This is a genomic window from Neobittarella massiliensis (ex Bilen et al. 2018), from assembly GCF_014269355.1.
Lineage (GTDB): Bacteria > Bacillota > Clostridia > Oscillospirales > Ruminococcaceae > Neobittarella > Neobittarella massiliensis.
Window position 1 is genome coordinate 26,999 of the sequence record NZ_JACOGI010000001.1, and the last position, 19,278, is coordinate 46,276.

16 protein-coding genes are annotated in these 19,278 nt (G+C 61.3%); 12 read left to right on the forward strand and 4 right to left on the reverse strand.

The annotated features are described in order from the left end of the window. Nucleotides 1–56: 56 nt before the first annotated feature. Together H8K20_RS00125 and H8K20_RS00130 are read right to left on the reverse strand one after the other, a co-directional pair. Nucleotides 57–578: a permease gene (locus H8K20_RS00125; protein ID WP_186487053.1), complete on the reverse strand. Its 522-nt coding sequence runs from the start codon at nucleotides 576–578 to the stop codon at nucleotides 57–59. Further along, entirely contained in the window at nucleotides 575–1,057 is a 483-nt protein-coding gene (locus H8K20_RS00130) for a permease (protein ID WP_186487055.1), read from the reverse strand. The genes H8K20_RS00125 and H8K20_RS00130 overlap by 4 nt, the downstream gene beginning before the upstream one ends. A gap of 119 nt (nucleotides 1,058–1,176) precedes the next feature. On the opposite strand from H8K20_RS00130, the gene H8K20_RS00135 reads away from it, so the two are divergent. Genes H8K20_RS00135 through H8K20_RS00155 form a run of 5 tightly spaced genes read left to right on the forward strand, consistent with a single transcriptional unit; the run spans nucleotide 1,177 to nucleotide 5,412 of the window. Continuing rightward, nucleotides 1,177–1,863, forward strand: coding sequence for a Crp/Fnr family transcriptional regulator (locus H8K20_RS00135; RefSeq protein ID WP_186487057.1), 687 nt, complete (start codon nucleotides 1,177–1,179; stop codon nucleotides 1,861–1,863). Nucleotides 1,864–1,868: 5 nt separating this feature from the next. Then, the gene (locus H8K20_RS00140) at nucleotides 1,869–2,408 is read left to right on the forward strand and encodes an NUDIX domain-containing protein (RefSeq protein ID WP_105203142.1); all 540 of its coding nucleotides are present in this window, start codon (nucleotides 1,869–1,871) and stop codon (nucleotides 2,406–2,408) included. 22 nt (nucleotides 2,409–2,430) lie between these two features. Next, a complete protein-coding gene (locus H8K20_RS00145; RefSeq protein WP_186487059.1) occupies nucleotides 2,431–3,126 on the forward strand; it encodes an L-2-amino-thiazoline-4-carboxylic acid hydrolase in 696 nt (231 codons plus the stop codon). 60 nt (nucleotides 3,127–3,186) lie between these two features. After that, nucleotides 3,187–4,527, forward strand: coding sequence for an amidohydrolase family protein (locus tag H8K20_RS00150; RefSeq protein WP_186487061.1), 1,341 nt, complete (start codon nucleotides 3,187–3,189; stop codon nucleotides 4,525–4,527). Then, on the forward strand, nucleotides 4,528–5,412 hold the full coding sequence (locus tag H8K20_RS00155; RefSeq protein WP_186487063.1) for an FG-GAP repeat domain-containing protein: 885 nt from the start codon (nucleotides 4,528–4,530) through the stop codon (nucleotides 5,410–5,412). 927 nt (nucleotides 5,413–6,339) lie between these two features. Here H8K20_RS00155 and H8K20_RS00160 read toward each other — a convergent pair. Further along, the gene (locus H8K20_RS00160; protein ID WP_186487065.1) at nucleotides 6,340–6,978 is read right to left on the reverse strand and encodes a hypothetical protein; all 639 of its coding nucleotides are present in this window, start codon (nucleotides 6,976–6,978) and stop codon (nucleotides 6,340–6,342) included. Between the two features lie 79 nt (nucleotides 6,979–7,057). Continuing rightward, on the reverse strand, nucleotides 7,058–9,796 hold the full coding sequence (gene secA / locus H8K20_RS00165) for a preprotein translocase subunit SecA (RefSeq protein WP_279287397.1): 2,739 nt from the start codon (nucleotides 9,794–9,796) through the stop codon (nucleotides 7,058–7,060). Between the two features lie 793 nt (nucleotides 9,797–10,589). Between secA and H8K20_RS00170 the strand changes: the two genes are divergently transcribed. The 7 genes from H8K20_RS00170 to kdpA all read left to right on the forward strand — a co-directional run bounded on the left by H8K20_RS00170 (nucleotide 10,590) and on the right by kdpA (nucleotide 19,231). Further along, nucleotides 10,590–11,282, forward strand: a complete 693-nt coding sequence (locus H8K20_RS00170; protein ID WP_105203149.1) for an iron-sulfur cluster assembly scaffold protein — start codon at nucleotides 10,590–10,592, stop codon at nucleotides 11,280–11,282. Between the two features lie 20 nt (nucleotides 11,283–11,302). After that, nucleotides 11,303–12,301, forward strand: a complete 999-nt coding sequence (locus tag H8K20_RS00175) for a GGGtGRT protein (protein WP_105203150.1) — start codon at nucleotides 11,303–11,305, stop codon at nucleotides 12,299–12,301. Nucleotides 12,302–13,140: 839 nt separating this feature from the next. Next, nucleotides 13,141–13,416: a metal-sensing transcriptional repressor gene (locus H8K20_RS00180; protein WP_105203152.1), complete on the forward strand. Its 276-nt coding sequence runs from the start codon at nucleotides 13,141–13,143 to the stop codon at nucleotides 13,414–13,416. Between the two features lie 168 nt (nucleotides 13,417–13,584). Then, nucleotides 13,585–15,459, forward strand: coding sequence for a heavy metal translocating P-type ATPase (locus H8K20_RS00185; RefSeq protein ID WP_186487067.1), 1,875 nt, complete (start codon nucleotides 13,585–13,587; stop codon nucleotides 15,457–15,459). Nucleotides 15,460–15,529: 70 nt separating this feature from the next. Beyond that, nucleotides 15,530–16,396, forward strand: a complete 867-nt coding sequence (locus H8K20_RS00190) for a GNAT family N-acetyltransferase (protein WP_186487069.1) — start codon at nucleotides 15,530–15,532, stop codon at nucleotides 16,394–16,396. A 92-nt stretch (nucleotides 16,397–16,488) separates the two neighbouring features. After that, entirely contained in the window at nucleotides 16,489–16,941 is a 453-nt protein-coding gene (locus H8K20_RS00195; protein WP_186487071.1) for a GNAT family N-acetyltransferase, read from the forward strand. 466 nt (nucleotides 16,942–17,407) lie between these two features. Then, entirely contained in the window at nucleotides 17,408–19,231 is a 1,824-nt protein-coding gene (gene kdpA / locus H8K20_RS00200; RefSeq protein WP_186487073.1) for a potassium-transporting ATPase subunit KdpA, read from the forward strand. The last annotated feature ends 47 nt before the right edge of the window (nucleotides 19,232–19,278 follow it).

Below are 19,278 nucleotides of genomic sequence, written 5' to 3' on the forward strand. Positions count from 1 at the left end.
CACAGAGCGGCATCACCGGGCCGGGCGGCAGCGCCCGGCTTTTTTGGTGTCCGCTCTCACAACTCTTCGGCCCGTCGGTACAGCGCTGTGCGCTGCGCCGGGGTCAGCAGCCACTCAATCAGCTGGGCGGTGGCAAACACCGCCGCCGTGTTTACCCCCAATCGCACCAGTGCAAAGGTCCAACCCAGCGCCCCGGCCTCAAACAGCCAAAGCGGCACCCGCACAGCGTTGCTGGCACACAAAAAAAGCAGCATATTGCGTATGCGGGCCCCTTTTTTAAGCAGCATGGCCGCTACCGGCAGCAGCGTATAAAAAGGCACCGCCGTCACCATCCCCAGCAAAAAGGCCAGTCCGGCGCCGCGCCAGCCGGCCTGCTCGCCCATCAGTGCGGCCATGGCTGGGCGGGGCACCCACACCTCCAGCAGCCCCACACACAAAAACACCGGCGGCAGCGCCAACATAAAGGTCCGCGCGCTCTGCCCGGTCAGCCGCAGGGCTTGGGTGCCCGCCGCCGGGTCCAGCGCCCACAGGATCAAAAACAACAGTAGAGAGCTAAATAGCAATAAGTATCTCTTCATAAAAATATTACCTCTAATATATATGCACTGCCAAAGGCGGCAGCCAGTGCCAGCAAGTTGCGCCACAGCGCTACCTTGACCCCCAAGTATCGTATCTCCAGCGGCAGCGTCACCAGCCCTACCGTCGTCAGCGTTCCCAAAAACACGGCGATCTGTGCCACTCCGGCGCCGCCCTGTAAAAGCTGGGCCGCGATGGGAAAAGCCACCAGTACCGGCACCACCGCCGCCGCGCCCAGTCCCGCCGCCACCAGCATGCTCGCCGACCCGCTGCCACCGCCCAAATAGCGGCTGATCACCGCCGGCGGCAGCACCGCCAGCAGCGAGCCCACCAGCAGCAAGATCCCCCCAAACTGGGGTAGTACCCGGCAAAACATCCGCCAGGCCACACCTAGCGCCTGCCGGGTCTTGCCCCGGTCCCGCCACAGCGACACCCCTAGCAGCGCCGCCGTGACCGCGTATAAAAGCGCCGTATAAACCATTTTTTGCCCTCCTCACTCATCGCCGCCTCACTTGCGGCGCTGCCAACACTATAGTATGATAGGGGCAGTGCCGTAAGTTGCCCGCGCAACATAAGTGGCAAATAGGGGAGGGGTCCACCATGATACAGCTGCCCGCTTCGGCACCGCTGTTTGCGCACATACCGCCGGCGGCGCTGCCGGCACTGCTGCACTGCCTGCAGGCCGTTACCCGCCGGTACCGCCCCGGGCAAACAGTGCTCTGGCCCGGGCAGCAGGTGTCGCAGGTGGGGGTGGTGCTCAGCGGCCGGGCCCACAGCGTCAAAAGCGATATCACCGGCAAAGAGGTGACCATCACCCTGCTGGTCCCCGGCAGTTCCGTCGGGGTGTTGCTGGCCGCCAGCGGCCGTTCCAGCCCGGTGGCGGTACGGGCGGTCAGCGATCTGGCCGTGCTGTTTTTCCCTGCCGACCGGCTCACCGGCTACTGCGGCCGCTGTTGCCCGGCCCACTGGCAGCTGCTTACAAACTATCAGGCCCAACTGGCCGCTAAAGCTATGGCCCTGCACGATCGCAACGACTGTCTCATCCGCCCCACGCTGCGGCAAAAGGTGCTCACCTATCTGTTGCAGCTGGCCGGGCGGCAGCGGCGGGCCGATGTCGTGGTCCCGCTCGACCGGGCCGGAATGGCCCAGTACCTTGATGCCGACCGCAGCGCGCTCTCCCGCGAGCTCTCCCGCATGCGCGCCGACGGTCTCATCTCTTTTCACAAAGATCACTTTCAGCTGTTGGGACCGCTGGCCGGGCAGCTGCCCGACCAGCAGGGGAGGTAAATGCCATGCCAACCGAATACCGCGATCTCTATACCCGCTGCGGTCGGCGTGTCGGCCGGCCGGTCGCCCGCGGCACCGCCGCCCCCGCCGGCTGCTACTTTATGGCAGTAGAGCTGTGGCTATACCGGCCAGACGGCCAGCTCCTGCTGTGCCGGCGGGCCAAAAGCTGCCACGTGCTGCCGGGGTACTGGGGGGCCACCACCGGCGGCGTACAGACCGGCGAGACCAGTGAGCAGGCCTGCCTGCGCGAGGCCAAAGAAGAGCTGGGCCTTACCTTGTCCCCCACAGCGCTGCAACCCGTCGCCCGGCTGCTGCCCCACGGCGACACACTGTGGGATGTCTATGCCGCCGCGCTCACCTGCCCGGTCGGCGCGCTGACGCTGCAGCCCGAAGAAGTCGCCGCCGCCCGCTGGGCCACCACCGCCGAGATCCGCGCCCGCGCCGGGCAGGGGCAGCTGTATATCTATCCCGAACTGCCCTGGGTGCTACACAAAGTGAAGATGCAAATTTTGTCTGGACAGGTCGATCCCCGACCGCTAGAATAGACAGTACAGGGAGGGATAGATCATGGAATTTTTGATCGAACACCACGCCGCGCTCTACGGCTACTTTGCCCGCGCCGCCATCGTCGCCGCTGGGGAGGAGGGCCGTCGTGCCATGGCCGAGGCCACCTGCCTCTACGGCCAGCAGCGGGGCCGCCGCATGGCGCTGCGCGCTGTGCGCGACGGGGCGCAGCTGGATATGAACAGCTATCTTCTGTACGGCGAATGGGCCGACAAAGAGGGCAAAAACATCTCGCAGCCGCTGTCTGTTTCGCCCCACTACACCACCGCTACCACCCATTGCGGCTGGTGCGAGGCGTGGGAGAAACTCGGCCTGCTGGAGTACGCAAAGCTCTACTGCCAGTATGTCGACGAAAACTTAGTGCGCGGTTTCGCCCCCGCACTGCACCTGGGCATCGAAGGCGTGCTCTCAGCTGGGGCCGACCACTGCCATTTCGTCTGGTACGGGGCCGATCTCAGCGGAGAGGCAATGGCCGATTTTGCCCGCCGCAAAACCCAGATGGGAGAACAAAACCAGCGCGATTTCCTCTACCACACCGCCCATCTCTACCGCGCGCTCACCGACACACTGCGCACCCAGCTGCCCCAGTGTGCCGACTCGGTGATCGCCACGGCCGAGCAAGACTTTGCCGGTCAGTACGGTCCGGCGGCGCTGGCGGCGGTACAGACGGCCGCCATCCAGGATTTTTCTGCCATCTAGCGCCCCGGCCCCACCGGCCGTCCTATACGCCCGCCACCTATTTGCACAGGAGGAAAAACTATGGTTTGTGACCTGCTCATCAGCGGCGCGTCGGCCCTCATGCCCGACTACACCGTCAAAGAGGACGTCTCCATCGCCGTCACCGGCGGCAATATCGTCGAGATCGGCCCCGCCGCCGACCTGGCCGCCAAATACCAGCCGGCCCAAACGCTGTCGGGCCGGGGCAAGCTGGCTATGCCCGGCCTGGTCGACGCTCACCACCACACCTGCCAGCAGCTGCTGCGCGCCAAAGTTACCGACGAGTACCCCATGATCTGGACCCGCTTTCTGGTCCCGTTCGAGAGCAATCTCGACGAGGAGGACGTGTATGTCAGCGCCCAGCTCTCCTGCCTCGAGATGATAAAATCCGGCACCACTTCTTTTGCCGATTCCGGCGGCCGCCACATGGACCAGGTGGTCCGCGCCGTGCTCGAGTCGGGCATGCGCGCCTGCATCACCCGCTCCACCATGGACATCGGTCCCGCCATCCCCGACAGCATGAAAGATTCGCCGGAGGAGAACATCCGCCAGACCGAGGAGCTCTACCGCCAGTTCCACGGCGCCGGTAACGACCGGGTACATATCTGGTTTGGCATGCGTCAGGTCATGACCTGCTCGCCCGAGCTGGTCCGCGCCACCGCTCAGCGCGCCCGCGAGCTGGGCACCGGCGTGCACGCCCACCTGTGCGAGCACAAAGACGAGGTCAGTTTCTGCTTGCAGAACTACCGCCTGCGCCCAGCCGAGTACTTGGAGGAGATGGGCATGCTGCGCGACAACCTGCTCACCGCCCACAATGTGGTGCTGTCCGAGAGCGATATCGCCCTCATGGCCCGGCGGGGGGTTAAGGTGGTGCACTGCCCCCGCGCCAACCTCTCCAACCACGGCTTCCCCAAAACGCCGCGCATCCTCGAGCAGGGCCTGTCGGTGGGCCTGGGCAGCGACGGCTGCTGTTCCAGCAGTCTAAACCTGTTCGACGAGATGAAGGTACTGCGCAACGGCATCATCGCCTACTGGGGCCTGCCCATCTTCGACCCGGTGGTGCTGCGGGTGGAGCAGATCGTCGACATGGCCACCCAGGGCGGCGCCAACGCGCTGCTGCAGGGCGACAGTCTGGGCAGCTTGCAGGTGGGCAAAAAGGCCGATATCATCTGTATCGATATCGACCAGCCCCATATCAGCCCCACCTTCAACCTGGTCAGCACGCTGGTCGAGGCGGTCACCGGCGGCGACGTGGTCGACTCGGTCATCGACGGCAAGCTGGTCATGAAAGACCGCCAGGTACTCACCCTCGACCAGAAAAAGATCCTCGCCCAGGCCAAAGAGCACATGCAGACCATGGCCGTGCGGGCGGGTATCGCCTAAATGCATACCCGTCTGCGTGCTCCGACGCGGCTGCTGTTGGCCCTGCTGGCCGCTGTGTCGCTGGTCGGCTGCGGTGCAGAGCAGGACCCGGCACCCGAACCGACGAACCTCTACCGCACCTTTATCAGCGAACAGGCCGCCGAGATGGGCTACCTGCAGCAGAGCACCTATACCTTTCCCTGGCGCACCCCCACCAGCTCCAGCCAAAAGCTGGGCCTGTGCAGCGCCTATATCGGCGATCTCGACGGCGACGGCCAAAAAGAGCTGCTCACCGCCGCCATCCCCAAAGACCAGCAGGGCAGTGCCCAGTTCGTGGCGGCGGTGTACGGCCTTCGGGATGGGCAGGTCCGGCAGATAGGCCAGCTGTGCAGCCTGCCAACCCTGCAGTACGGCAGCGAGCACAAACAGCTGTTTATCCGCGAAAAAGACGGGGTGCGCTATCTCTGTGTCACCAGTCAGAGCATGCAGTCCCCGTTTCTGCCCGATTGGGGCAGCGCTCTCTGGGTGTACCAGCTTAAAGACGGAAAGCTGCGACCGGTGCGGTCCTACGCCTTCACCCACAGCGAGGCGGGCAACCGCTACACCGGAGAAGGCATCACCCTGTTCGATACAGCGGTCGAGCCGGGCACCGCCCAGCGCTACGAGAGCGAGCAGGCCGCCATCGACGGCATCCGGCAAGATCTCGATGCTTACGGCCTGCAGGATCAGGCCGTCGCCGCCGAAAACCCCGATGCGCTGCGCCGCTTTGCCTTCGGCGATCCGGTGCGCAAAGACAGTGCTACCCAGCCCATCTTTGCGCTGGAGGCTTCTTTTAACGCCGACACAGCCCAAACGGTGTCTGTAAAGCTCAAAGATGCCACCAGTCTCCCCGGCCTGCTCAAATAAATAGCTCAGCCCCATTTCCCGCAGGGCCCCGGCACCCAAAGAGGTACCGGGGCCCTGCTCGCGTCTGTCCACGCCGCCCCGGTACAGGTCTTCTCGCCAGGGCCAAAGGCGGCATTTGTCCCGGTACTGTACACCGCACATAGCATACAGCACACAGCACACCGCGATGCCATGATACCATGACGCCACGACCTGCCAACTGCTCACCGGCCCGGTGGCAGGTGGCACGATCGCAGCACAGTCCTGTCATTTTCCTGGCGGGCGGGCAGGCAGCTATATCGCCATTGCTGCCCGCCGCCGTCCACGCTCATCCATCCCCACTATCACCACTGCCCCTCTCCGGGGCTCGACCCGTTTTCCCTCAGACCGCCAACACTCCTACAAACAGAGCGGCCTGCTGTAATATCCCCGCCGCCCGGTACCCATCGGGGAGGGGAGACCACCGCCTACCGGCTCCTTTTTGTGCAGCTTTTCTGCGGTCCGGTCCGGGGAGTCAGCCCTATACCTGCCGGCGACATCGCCCCCGCCGATACATGTTGCGCTGCACCGCGCTTTGCCCGGCAGCACCACCGGCAAAATTTGGCTCTTGTGTCCGCGCTAACGTTCTGCCTTAATAATTTGAGCTGCCTTCCCAACAACAGCCTGCCCTAAACCCCCATATGGCCCGCTGGCGAACTCTATAGCGCTCCGGCAGCAAAAGCCCTCACCGGCCCCATCGTTCCTACCGCTCCCACCGTGCCTGCCGCCATGCCCGCTGCTGTGCCCCGTTTATCCAGTACATACTGCCCCAGATCACACCCCCGCCCCAACGTTCCAACGCCACCCTACCCGCACCACATGCCCATTTCATCAAAAAGAGGAGCAGCTGCACACATTTGTGCAGCTGCTCCTCTTTATACGGTCTGCCCCGGCGGTCAGTGGCTCCGACTACAGCGGCTTTCTCTCGCCACTGCCGTCGGCATGGATGCGAAATCCGCCGTTTTTGTAGTTGCCGATCTCCACCCAGTCACCGCTGATGGCAAAGGTGAACCCCTCGGCGTTGGCAGGGGTGGCAAACACCTGCCCCGACAGCGACAGGTCGGTCACGTCGTTCTGTGCGCCGCTGCCGTCTGCCGCCACCCGCACCAGCTTCACCCGATTCACCACTATGTACATCCAGCCCGAAGTCAGCGAGATCATCTCGCTGCCCTCGGGTAAGGTAGCCAGCAGCTTGTCATCCGTGCCGTCCAGCTTGGCGGCGTGCAGCTCCAGCCCCCGCTGGTAATACAGGTTGTTCTTGCCCAAAATACAGCTGGTAAGACCGCTGGCCACCACCTTGTCGCCGTCGCTCTGCGGCTCTTTATAAACCAGTTCTCTGGTCTGGCTGCCGTCCTCAGCCGTCTGCGTGCGCAGGCTGTAAGTGTTGCCGTCGCGCTCGGTGTCTTCGGTCATCAGCGAATAGGTGACCTCGGCCGTATCTTCCTTGCCGCCGAACACATCCACCCCCAGTGCGTCGTACAAAAAGTACACCACCGCGCCCGAGAGCAGTATCGCCACCAGCAGCGTTCCCAGCAACCACTTTTTCATATCTGTTCCATACCTTCCAAATGTCGTGGACAAAGGCCCGTGCACACCGGCGGCCCCTAAAGCGCCGTCGCTTTTATGGCTACAGGTCTCTGCCGCAGCACTTTTTGTACTTCTTGCCGCTGCCGCAGGGGCAGGGGTCGTTGCGGCCGATCTTCTTTTTGCGCACCGGCTCTTTTTTGGCAGTGCCGTCGCCGCTGCCGGCACTGGCCGCCGCCGGCTTGGCCACCTGCTCGCGCTTGGGCTCCTCCTGGGTCTTGATGACCATGGTCAGCACCATCTTCACCGTGTCCTCTTTGATCGACTCGATGAGCTCGTCGAACATGTCAAAGCCCTCGATCTGGTACTCCACCGCCGGGTCTTTCTGAGCGTAGGAGCGCAGGTAGATGCCCTGCTTCAGCTCCTCCATGGCGTCGATGTGATCCATCCACTTGGTGTCCACCACCCGCAGCAGCACCACCCGCTCCAATTCGCGCATGATCTTGGCGCCGTAGAGCTCCTCCTTGGCCGCGTACAGGGCCTTGGCCTTTTCGATGATGGTCTCCCGCAGCTTGTCGGGGGTCAGGTCGGCCAGCTCTTTTTCGGTGTAGTGCAGGTCGTCCTCGTCTAGTATCCAGCCCAGGTAGTGGCTCTTAAGGCCCTTGATGTTCCACTCGCTGGGGTCTGAGTCGGCGGCGATGTAGCTCGACACGGCCGACTGCACCGTGTCCTCCAGCATGGTGACGATGTTCTGATGCACGTCCTCGCCGTTTAACACCTTGTCGCGCTGGGCGTAGATGATCTCACGCTGCTTGTTCATCACGTCGTCGTAGCGCAGCACGTTTTTGCGGATGCCAAAGTTGCGGCCCTCCACCTTGCGCTGAGCGCTCTCGATGGCGTTGGTCAGCACCTTCATCTCGATGGGCTGGTCTTCCTCCAGCCCCAGCGAGCCCATCATGTTCTGCACCCGCTCGCCGCCAAACAGCCGCATCAGGTCATCTTCCAGCGACAGGAAAAAGATGGTCTCGCCCGGGTCGCCCTGGCGGCCGGCACGGCCGCGCAGCTGGTTGTCTATACGGCGCGACTCGTGGCGCTCGGTGCCGATGATAAACAGGCCGCCGGCCTCCTTTACCGCCTCGGCGTCCTGGCGGATCTGCTCTCTGTACTTGGCCTCCAGTTCGGCAAATGTCTTTCTGGCCGCCAGGATCTCCTCGTCTTCGGTCTCCGAGTGCCCGGTCGATTCGGCGATCAGCTCCTCGGCATAGCCCTGGCGGCGCATCTCGGTCTTGGCCATAAACTCGGCGTTGCCGCCCAGCACGATATCGGTGCCGCGCCCGGCCATGTTGGTGGCGATGGTCACCGCGCCTTTCTGGCCGGCCTGGGCCACGATCTCGGCCTCTTTCTCGTGGTATTTGGCGTTGAGCACCTCGTGCTTGATGCCCTGCTTTTTCAGCAGGCTGCTCAAATGCTCCGACTTCTCGATCGAGATGGTGCCCACCAGCACCGGCTGGCCCTTTTTGTGGCTCTCCACGATCTGCTCGATCACCGCGCGGAACTTGGCCGCCTCGGTCTTGTAGATGCGGTCGTTGTGGTCCTGCCGCACGTTGGGCCGATTGGTGGGTATCTCGATGACGTCCAGCTTGTAGATCTCGGTAAACTCCACCTGCTCGGTCAGCGCCGTACCGGTCATGCCCGAGAGCTTCTGGTACATCCGGAAGTAGTTCTGGAAGGTGATGGTGGCCAGCGTCTTAGACTCCCGCAGCACCTTCACGCCCTCTTTGGCCTCAATGGCCTGGTGCAGGCCCTCGTTGAAGCGGCGGCCGATCATCAGGCGCCCGGTGAACTCGTCGACGATGATGACCTCGCCGTCTTTCACCACATAGTCCACGTCCCGCACCATAATGCCCCGGGCCCGGATGGCCTGGTTGATGTGGTGGGCGATCTCCATGTTCTCGGCGTCGTTGAGGTTTTCGATGTTAAAATATTTTTCCGCCTTTTTAATGCCCTCTTTGGTCAGGGTGGCGGTCTTGGCCTTCTCGTCGACGATGTAGTCGCCCTCGATCTCGTCGTTGTCCTCTTTGTCGTTGAGCTCGGCCACCTTGGTCATGCGCAGGCTCTTGGCAAACTGGTCGGCAATCTTGTACATCTCGGTCGACTTGTCGCCCTGTCCCGAGATGATCAGCGGGGTCCTGGCCTCGTCGATGAGGATCGAGTCCACCTCGTCGACGATGGCGAAGTTGTGCCCGCGCTGCACCTTGTTTTCCTTGTAGATGACCATGTTGTCGCGCAGGTAGTCAAAGCCCAGCTCGTTGTTGGTGCCGTAGGTGATGTCGCAGCCGTAGGCCTCACGCCGCTGGGCGTTGTCCATCCCATTTACGATCAGCCCCACGCTCAGGCCCAAAAAGCGGTATACCTTGCCCATCCACTCGCTGTCGCGCTTGGCCAAATAGTCGTTGACGGTGACGATGTGCACCCCTTTACCGGCCAAGGCGTTAAGGTAGGCCGGCAGCGTAGCCACCAGCGTCTTGCCCTCACCAGTCTTCATCTCGGCAATGCGCCCCTGGTGCAGCACGATGCCGCCGATCACCTGTACCGGGAAGTGGCGCATGCCCAGCACCCGGTCGGCCGCCTCGCGACAGCAGGCAAAGGCGTCGGGCAAAATGTCGTCCAGCGTCTCCCCGGCAGCCAGCCGGTCTTTCAGCTTCTGCGTGGTCTCGCGCAGCTGGGCGTCACTGTATGCGCGGTAGGTGTCCTCCAGCGCAAATACTTTTTTGGCGATGGGGTCTACCCGCTTCAGCTCTTTTTTGCTGTAAGAGCCAAACAACATCTCTTTCAGTCCCAAAAATAATCACCTCAAAATATCGGTGCACAGCGGCTGCGCACAGATGGGTAAGCGTATCATCACGCGTGTATACAAGAACAGGAATAAGAATAAGATACCAAATTACATTGTACCTGTTGGTTTTGGGCTTGTCAATCAAAGCGGGGCTTTCCCGCCGCGATCGTCATACACTTTTAAGGATTGTCCGCCGCCCCGCCTCCCATACCGCCGCGGTCCCCGCCACCAGGGTCGTCCCCTCCACCTCTGGCTGGGCGGGCACGCCTTTTTCTTTTAGGCAGTGTCGTCGCTCTGCGCCCACATACCGCGTTGTCGCCCGCCCCGGCCCTATACTGCTTGGCTCCGCTGTGCTGGGCACATATCTGTATGCCTGTATAGCTGTATACCTGTACACCTGTCTGCGCGCCCCTCTCTACTGCACCAGCATCAAACGCCCCACTCGGTTCAGCCCGACCCACCCCAGCACAGCCCAATCCAGCCCGGCCCAGCCCAATCCAGTACAGCACAGCCCGACCTGTTTCCCGCACGATCTGCAGCCTCCCACCGCTGCCGCCACATATCCCTCCTCTCCAAATGTCGCCCCCAACACCATCCCCAACATCGCCCTAAACACCCCCTCTTTTCCCGCACGGCCGGTGCACAGCACCTGTTCACGTTTTCACACACCCCGGCGAAAACGGCGTTTTCGACTTGCGAAAAGCAGGCGGACCCAGTATAATGGGTCCAGAGCATGTATTTTGCCGATTTGTACTTTTAGCTTTAAAAGGAAGTCAGTAAAATCGAAAGGAGTTTTCAAATGAACTATTCTCATGAAGTTGAGAAAATGTGTGTCGTGGCCAAAGGCCCGCACCACGGCCCGGCTCCCATTCCCGAAGAGGGCAGATGGGTAAAAGCCTACCAGATACCCGACATCTCCGGCCTCACCCACGGCGTCGGTTGGTGTGCCCCCCAGCAGGGTACCTGCAAACTCACCCTGAACGTCAAAGAGGGCGTCATCCAGGAGGCCCTGGTCGAGACCATCGGCTGCTCCGGCATGACCCACTCGGCCGCCATGGCCGCCGAGATCCTGCCCGGCAAAACCATTCTGGAGGCCCTGAATACCGACCTGGTGTGTGACGCCATCAACGTCGCCATGCGCGAGCTGTTTCTGCAGATCGTCTACGGCCGCACCCAGACTGCTTTCTCCGAGGACGGTCTGCCCATCGGCGCCGGCTTGGAGGACCTGGGCAAAGGCCTGCGCTCGCAGGTGGGTACCATGTACTCCACCGGCGCCAAAGGTGTCCGCTACCTCGAGATGGCCGAGGGCTATGTCCTCTCCATCGCCCTGGATAAAAACGACGAGGTCATCGGCTACAAATTCTGCAAAGTGGGCAAAATGCTCGAGGATATCCGCCACGGCGTAGATCCCACCACCGCTTACGAGCAGAACATCGGCACATACGGCCGTTACGACGGCGCTGCCAAATACATCGACCCGCGTGAGGAATAGGGAAAAGGAGGTTAGCGTACATGGCACAGTTTGAAGGTAAAGAGAGAAGAATGGCAAAGATCGAGGCATGCCTGGCCGAATACGGCTTCGAGAGCCTCGAGGCTGCCGACGAGCTCTGCAAATCCAAGGGGATCAATGTAGACGAGATCGTAAAAGGCGTACAGCCTATCGCATTTGAAAACGCCGTTTGGGCCTACACCCTGGGTGTGGCCATCGCCCTGAAAAAAGGCATCACCAAAGCCGCCGACGCCGCCGAGGCCATCGGTATCGGCCTGCAGGCATTCTGCATCCCCGGCTCGGTCGCCGAGCAGAGAAATGTCGGTCAGGGCCACGGCAACCTGGGCGCCATGCTGCTGCGCGAAGAGACTGATTGCTTCTGCTTCCTGGCCGGCCACGAGTCCTTCGCCGCCGCCGAGGGCGCCATCGGTATCGCCCGCACCGCCAACAAGGCCCGCAAAAAACCCCTGCGCGTCATTCTCAACGGCCTGGGCAAAGACGCCTCTTACATCATCTCCCGCATCAACGGCTTTACTTACGTCCAGACCGAGTACGACTTTAAGACCGGCGAGCTCAAAGTGGTAAACGAGACCGCTTACTCCGAGGGCGAGCGCGCTGCCGTCAAGTGCTACGGCGCCAACGACGTACTCGAGGGCGTGGCCATCATGAAACACGAGAAGGTCGATGTATCCATCACCGGCAACTCCACCAACCCCACCCGGTTCCAGCACCTGGTCGCCGGCACCTACAAAAAGTGGGCGTTCGAGAACGACGTCAAGTACTTCTCGGTGGCTTCCGGCGGTGGTACCGGCCGTACCTTGCACCCGGATAACGTGGCTGCCGGCCCGGCCTCCTACGGCCTCACCGACTCCATGGGCCGCATGCACGGCGACGCCCAGTTCGCCGGCTCTTCCTCGGTCCCCGCACACGTCGAGATGATGGGTCTCATCGGCATGGGCAACAACCCCATGGTCGGTGCCACCGTCGCCTGCGCGGTCGCCGTAGAGGAAGCGGGTAAATAAAACTCCTTTCCATATCGCTGTAAGCTTGAAATGTAGTACCTTATAATAGGCGCCGTCAGGTGCCACCGCCGCCCGCGCGCGGCAAACTTCCTTGATTATGAAAAAAGAGCTGTCGGCCCCCGCACATGGGCCAGCGGCTCTTTTTTTCGTTTTTTAAACGTTGTCTCCACGCACCAGATCGTCAGTTTTACGGGATTGCGCCGTTATATCTATAAAGTGGCGGCACCTAACGATAAATAATATCTGCCGCTTGCCCGTTCACATGGCGGCTATCCCCCCACCATACGGTACTTTTTGTCTCCCGGCAACTCTTTTACCAGACGACCGCTTTGCCCCAAAACGCTCAATGCTTGCCTGCGATTGTATTCGCCTATATCGCAGTTTCAGCCCAGTGCGCCCCGTCATTCAAAAATCTTTGTTTTGCTCTATCTGAATAAATTTTTGCAATTTTTAGTATGGCAACCGCTCAGTATAGCAGAACCCGAACAGGTGGCTAGATCCTCTGCAGTAGGTTAGAGGCAGGTGGAGTAAATGGCTGATCAGAGTGAGCGCTGTTACCAGATGGATATAAGTATCTCCCATTGCCGGCATTTGTGGGGGGGGGGGCAGCCAGATCGAGGTGCCGCAGTTGTCCGCACCGCCAGCCCTGACCGCCCTGTTCGACAGCACCGACGCCTTGGAGATCGAGCCCAAACTGCTGTCCGAGTCCCACTGACCGACCTGCGCGGCCTCCCGGATCTCCCGACTTTTAGGCCGTTGCCGTCTTGACAAAATCTACACGCCACCCCATAATCAAAGAAAACACCTGCTCCGCAGGGCAGTAGTAGGAGGCGTCTGCCATGAAACAATGTATGGATGCAGAAAATCTGCACCGCCGCTTAAAAAAGATCGTCGGCCAAGTACAGGCGATCGACCGCATGGTCGATGAAGACATTCCCTGTGAGGATATCCTCTCCCAAATAAACGCCGCTAAATCGGCGCTGCATAAGGTGGGCCAGGTAGTGCTGGAGGGGCATATCAACCACTGTGTGCGCGACGGTATCGAGCATGGCGATGCTGACGCCACTATCAAAAACTTCACCAAAGCTGTCGAGCGCTTTGCCAATATGATCTAGATGTACACCCCTGTGCCCGCCGCACAGAGGTGTCTATATGCACCTGTAAACAGCCGATTTTACGGCTGTTCTTTTTTTGTCTGCTTGACAGGGTATACCCCTATAGGTATATAATGCAAATAGAACCTATACCCCTATAAGTATATAGACGAAAAGAGAGGTGTCATCATGAAAAAACTCGAGGCTCTGCTGGCGTGGGGCGGTATAAAAAAAGACATCACCTGCCTGACACTGTCAGCGCTGGGACTGCTTGCCAGTATATTTCACCTGCTGCCTTTGCCACTGGATGCGGCCTGGGTAGCCATCCTGCTCTGCGGTGTGCCTATCCTGCTCGAGACCGTTATCGGTCTCATCACCGCCTTCGATATCAAAGCCGACCTGCTGGTCTCTGTGGCGCTCATCGCCTCGGTGGCTATTGGTGAAATATTTGCAGCCGGCGAGGTGGCCTTCATCATGCAGCTGGGCGCCCTGCTCGAAGATCTCACCGTATCCAGAGCCCGTGCCGGTCTCGAAAAGCTGGTCCATCTCACCCCCCGCACCGCCCGTGTGCTCAAAAATGGATCTGAGACGGTGATCCCTGCCCGGCGAGTACAGGTCGATGATGTGCTGCGGGTACTGCCCGGCGAGGCGATCCCCGCCGATGGTGTCATCACCGCCGGTGCCACTTCGGTCGACGAGTCAGTCATGACCGGTGAGTCTCTGCCGGTCGATAAAGCGGTGGGCGACCTGGTGCAGAGCGGCACCACCAATCAGTTCGGCGCCTTCGAGATGCGCGCCGTCCGGGTGGGGGAGGACAGCTCCATCCAGCGCATGGTGCGCCTGGTCCAGTCGGCCGATGCCGGCAAAGCCAAGATCGTCGGTATAGCTGACCGCTGGGCCACCTGGATCGTGCTCATCGCCCTGACCGCGGCTGGCCTCACCTGGCTCATCACCGCACAGGTCATCCGTGCAGTCACTATCCTGGTGGTGTTCTGTCCCTGCGCGCTGGTGCTGGCCACCCCTACGGCCATCATGGCTGCCATCGGTAACGCCACCAAATACGGGGTGTTGGTCCGTCAGGGCGACGCCTTTGAGCGCCTGTCCCAAATACGCTGTCTCACCTTCGATAAGACCGGTACGCTCACCTATGGCCGTCCCCAAGCGGTGGCCGTCCGCAGTGCCGTCCCCGCTATCTCCAACGAGCAGCTGTACAGTTTGGCTGCTGCCGCCGAACTGCGCAGTGAACATCCACTGGGCCGGGCGTTGGTCGACGGCTGCCGCCGTCAGGGCTATTTTATACCCCAGCCCCAGCAGTTTATAATGCTCCCCGGTTTAGGGGTCCAGGCGGTAGTCGACGGCTGCACAGTGCTGGCCGGCAATCCGGTCCTGCTTTCCGACCGGGGTATCGCTGTCCCCACTGGTCAGGGCACGCACTACGCCGATCAGGGGTGCACCCTCATCCACATCGCCGTCGATGGAGCCTATGTCGGCTTTGCCGCTCTGGCCGATACTTTGCGCCCCAGCGCCGCCCAAACAGTGGCCCAGCTGAAAGATCTGGGTGTCGCTCCACTGCTGCTCACCGGCGATCACCCCCAGGCGGCGGGCCATATCGCCGCCCAACTGGGCATCACCCAGTACCGGGCCAGCTGTCGACCGCAAGACAAATTACAGGTCATCAGCGACCTGCAGCACCAGGGTCGACCGGTCTGCATGGTGGGTGACGGCATCAATGACGCCCCAGCCCTCAAAACCGCACAGGTGGGTATTGCTATGGGCGGCATCGGCAGCGATATCGCCGTAGATGCCGCCGATATCGCCCTGGTCCGCGACGATATCTCGGCGCTGCCCCACCTGTTGGCCCTGTCCCGCCGCATGATGCGTACCATCCGCACCAATATGGCTTTCTCTATGGCCCTCAATTTCTTGGCTATCCTCCTGGCCATGACTGGCCTGCTGGGCCCGGTGGTGGGGGCGCTGGTACATAATGCCGGCTCGGTGGTGGTCATCATCCACTCGGCCCTGCTGTTGCGCTACCACTACCGCCCCGCCAGCCACCGCCCCTAGCGCACCATCTTTACAGCGCCCCCATTTTCAGGTATGCTGGTAGTAACGAAAAAAAGGGGAGACCTCATCCATGCAGCATACTCTGCAAACTGGCATCCGCCAAAGCACTGCCCTGCGCCGCAGCTTTATGAAGCTGGCTCGGCGCACCTTCGATATCGCCTTTGACAGCTGGTACAAAGCCGGCTACTGGACCGACCGCTACATCCCCTACGTGTTGGCCGACGGTGGTCGGGTAGTCGCCAACGTGTCGATCAACACCATGGATATCGTGTGGCAAAAAAAGACTCGACACTATATCCAGCTGGGCACCGTCATGACCGATCCGGCCTATCGCGGCCAAGGCCTGGCCCGCCGGTTGCTCGAGCGCGCACTGGCCGACTGGGACGACGACAACGCCGCGGTCTATCTCTTTGCCAATGACTCGGTGCTCGATTTCTATCCCAAGTTTGGCTTTGTCCGCTGCCCCCAGTACCAATACGCGCTGCCGGTCACTGCCGCGCCCAGCAGTTTTCACCAGCTGGATATGTCCCGCACCAAAAGCGTGCGCCTGTTGCAGCGCTGCTATCAGGCCGGCAACCCCTGCGCCCAGCTCACCTGGAAAAACAATTTCGGGCTGCTCATGTTCTACTGCCTCGGCCCCATGAAAAATAGCGTCTACTACAGTCCGCAGCTCGATGTGGTCTGCCTCGCAGCCCAGGATGGCGACACCCTCTACTGCTTTGACATATTTGGACCGGCCTCGCTGCCGCTGCCCGAGCTGCTGCCCCAGCTGGCCGGCCCCGCCACTACCACCGCCGTGCTGGGCTTTACCCCCGATGATACCGCCGGTATGACCGCTGCCCCCATTACCGACGGCGACACGCTGTTCATCCGCGGCGGCGGGGAAGACCTGTTCACCGGTCAGCAGCGCATGTTCCCCATCCTCTCCCACGCCTAGAAGCGGGCGCTCGAGAGAGTGTTTACTTCTGCCGCCCCTAATATGTTCGCCCGCCCATATTAGCCACCTGTAGACATGTAAAGGAGCTTCCCATGCACATCCGCCCCTATCAGCCGTCCGATATCGACCAGATCGCCGGCCTGTTTTATCAGACCGTACACACCGTCTGTGCCGCCGATTACACCCCCGACCAACTGGCCGTGTGGGCCACCGGCCAAATAGATAAAGTGGGGTGGGACCGTTCTTTTCGCAGCCACTATACCATGGTGGCCGTCAGCGGCGACACGGTGATCGGTTTTGGCGATATCGATGCCACCGGCTATCTCGACCGCCTCTATGTCCACCACCGCTACCAACATCAGGGTATCGCCACCGCGCTGTGCGATCAGCTCGAGCGGCACTATCCAGTCGCGGCCATCACCACCCACGCCTCCATCACCGCTCGTCCCTTTTTCGAACGCCGCGGTTACCGGGTGCTGCGCGCCCAGCAGGTCGAGCGCGGCGGGCTCACCCTGCAAAACTTCGTCATGCAAAAAGATCTCTAAAACACCGCCTTTTTCCATCCCCAAAAGCCCCGGCCATATTTTGGCCGGGGCTTTTTTAGCGCCGTTTTACCGCCAGGTCCCCCGCATCACGCTGTCTCAAGCCGTTTTGCTCGCCCCGCTCTTTTGCCCCCTTCGCACCACCTTGTTCCCCGGGCAGCGTCCCCGCGCCCCTATACTGCCGTGTCCCTATGCCACTATGCCCTGGAGCCCCGCCTGCACCGCCCTGCACCCGCCCGCCCCCACCCGTCCTCCCGCCCCACCACCGCCCCACTACTGCCACGCACTTTAACACGCTCTTAACCGGATCGCCGTCGGCCCTAACGCCACCCTTATTTTTTTTGCGCTATGATAGTCCACGAAAGAAGGAGGGAGCATCTGTGCAAATCGTCATAATCGGTATTGGTATCTTAACGGTGGCGGTCCTGGTCTATCTGGGGCGCGTCCTGATGAAGGAGGATAGCTGACCATGCATGCAACTCTACAATATGTGCTGTACATTGCAGTACTGCTGGCACTGGCGATCCCGCTGGGCATCTATATCAGCAAAGCCATGGGCGGGGAAAAGACTGTGCTCACCCGGCTGCTGGCCCCCTGTGAGCGCGGCCTGTACCGCCTGCTGCACATCGACAGCCAGGAGGATATGAACTGGAAGAGATACGCCGGCTGCGCGCTGGCCTTCTCCGCCATCAGCCTGGCTGTGCTCACACTGATTCTCAAATTCCAAAACATTCTTCCCTGGAACCCGCAAAATGTCGACGGCATGAGCTGGCATCTTGCCTTTAACACCGCCGTCAGCTTTATCACCAACACCAACTGGCAGGCCTATTCCGGCGAGGTAGCGCTCTCCAGCTTCTCACAGGCTCTGGGTCTCACCGTGCAAAACTTCGTCTCTGCCGGGGTAGGCATCGCCGTGCTGTTTGCTATCATCCGCGGCTTTGTGCGCATAAAGGCCAAAGGTATCGGCAACTTCTGGGCCGACCTGGTGCGCAGCGTGGTGTACGTGCTGCTGCCGCTGTGCTTTGTCATGTCCATCGCCCTGGTGGCGCTGGGCGTGCCCCAGTCGCTGGGCGAGAGCAAAACAGTCGACCTGCTCGAGCCTATCGCCGTCTCCCAGCAGGGAGAGGTGATCGAGGGGGCAAAGATCGACCTCGACGCCGGCACCGTCACTCTGGACGGCCGCCCGGTAGACGGCGCCAAGATCGTCACCAAGCAGGCGGTCCCGCTGTTCCCCCAGGCCAGCCAGGTAGCGCCCAAACAGGTGGGCACCAACGGCGGCGGGGTGCTGGGAAACAACTCCGCCCACCCGTTTGAAAATCCCAACCCCGCCACCAACCTCATCGAGATGATCTCCCTGCTGCTCATCCCCGCCGCGCTGTGCATCTCCTTTGGCCGCAGCGTCAAAAACAAAAAGCAGGGGGTAGCCATCCTGGTGGCCATGACGCTGGTGCTCATCGCCGCCCTGTCGGTGGTCGCCATAAACGAGCATCAGGCCACCCCCCAGCTGGCCCAAAACGGGGCGGTGCAGATAACCGCCGAGCAGGGCTACGCCGGCGGCAATATGGAGGGTAAAGAGACCCGCTTCGGCATCGCCACCTCCTCTACCTGGGCGGCGTTCACCACCGCCGCCTCCAACGGCTCGGTCAACTCCATGCACGACAGCTACACCCCCCTGGGCGGCATGGTCCCCATGCTGCTCATGCAGCTGGGCGAGGTGATATTCGGCGGTGTGGGCTGCGGCCTGTACGGCATGCTGGGCTTTGTGCTGCTCACCGTATTCATCGCCGGGCTCATGGTGGGCCGCACGCCCGAGTACCTGGGCAAAAAGATCGGCCCCAAAGAGATGCGTATGGCCGTGCTGGTGTGCCTGGCCACCCCCATCGCCATCCTGGTGGGCAGCGGTATTGCCGCTATGCTGCCCTCCACCGCCGCCAGCTTAAACAACGCCGGTGCCCACGGCTTTTCCGAAATGCTCTACGCCTATTCATCCTGCGGCGGCAACAACGGCTCGGCCTTTGCCGGCTTTAACGCCAACACCCCGTTTTTAAATGTCAGCCTGGGCCTGGTCATGCTGTTTGCCCGCTTCGTGCCCATGGTGGCCACGCTTCTCATCGCCGGCAGCATGGCGGCGAAAAAGCGGGTGGCGGCCAGTGCCGGCACGCTCTCCACAAGTAATGCTATGTTCGTGTTCCTGCTCATCCTCATCGTGCTCATCGTCGGCGCGCTCAGCTTCTTCCCCGCGCTGGCATTGGGCCCCATCGCCGAATTCACCCAGATGCTGGGCCTCGGCTAAAGGTAGGTGTTATCTGTGCTTGCAAAACAAAAAAGAGCGGCCTTTTC

Bases quoted from the DNA above. Each gene is read 5' to 3' on its own strand.
- H8K20_RS00160 (WP_186487065.1), bottom strand. From the start codon at position 6,978: ATGAAAAAGTGGTTGCTGGGAACGCTGCTGGTGGCGATACTGCTCTCG.
- H8K20_RS00170 (WP_105203149.1), top strand. From the start codon at position 10,590: ATGAACTATTCTCATGAAGTTGAGAAAATGTGTGTCGTGGCCAAAGGC.
- H8K20_RS00130 (WP_186487055.1), bottom strand. From the start codon at position 1,057: ATGGTTTATACGGCGCTTTTATACGCGGTCACGGCGGCGCTGCTAGGG.
- H8K20_RS00175 (WP_105203150.1), top strand. From the start codon at position 11,303: ATGGCACAGTTTGAAGGTAAAGAGAGAAGAATGGCAAAGATCGAGGCA.
- H8K20_RS00190 (WP_186487069.1), top strand. From the start codon at position 15,530: ATGCAGCATACTCTGCAAACTGGCATCCGCCAAAGCACTGCCCTGCGC.
- H8K20_RS00145 (WP_186487059.1), top strand. From the start codon at position 2,431: ATGGAATTTTTGATCGAACACCACGCCGCGCTCTACGGCTACTTTGCC.
- H8K20_RS00140 (WP_105203142.1), top strand. From the start codon at position 1,869: ATGCCAACCGAATACCGCGATCTCTATACCCGCTGCGGTCGGCGTGTC.
- H8K20_RS00180 (WP_105203152.1), top strand. From the start codon at position 13,141: ATGAAACAATGTATGGATGCAGAAAATCTGCACCGCCGCTTAAAAAAG.
- H8K20_RS00135 (WP_186487057.1), top strand. From the start codon at position 1,177: ATGATACAGCTGCCCGCTTCGGCACCGCTGTTTGCGCACATACCGCCG.
- H8K20_RS00150 (WP_186487061.1), top strand. From the start codon at position 3,187: ATGGTTTGTGACCTGCTCATCAGCGGCGCGTCGGCCCTCATGCCCGAC.
- H8K20_RS00195 (WP_186487071.1), top strand. From the start codon at position 16,489: ATGCACATCCGCCCCTATCAGCCGTCCGATATCGACCAGATCGCCGGC.
- H8K20_RS00185 (WP_186487067.1), top strand. From the start codon at position 13,585: ATGAAAAAACTCGAGGCTCTGCTGGCGTGGGGCGGTATAAAAAAAGAC.
- kdpA (WP_186487073.1), top strand. From the start codon at position 17,408: ATGCATGCAACTCTACAATATGTGCTGTACATTGCAGTACTGCTGGCA.
- H8K20_RS00125 (WP_186487053.1), bottom strand. From the start codon at position 578: ATGAAGAGATACTTATTGCTATTTAGCTCTCTACTGTTGTTTTTGATC.
- H8K20_RS00155 (WP_186487063.1), top strand. From the start codon at position 4,528: ATGCATACCCGTCTGCGTGCTCCGACGCGGCTGCTGTTGGCCCTGCTG.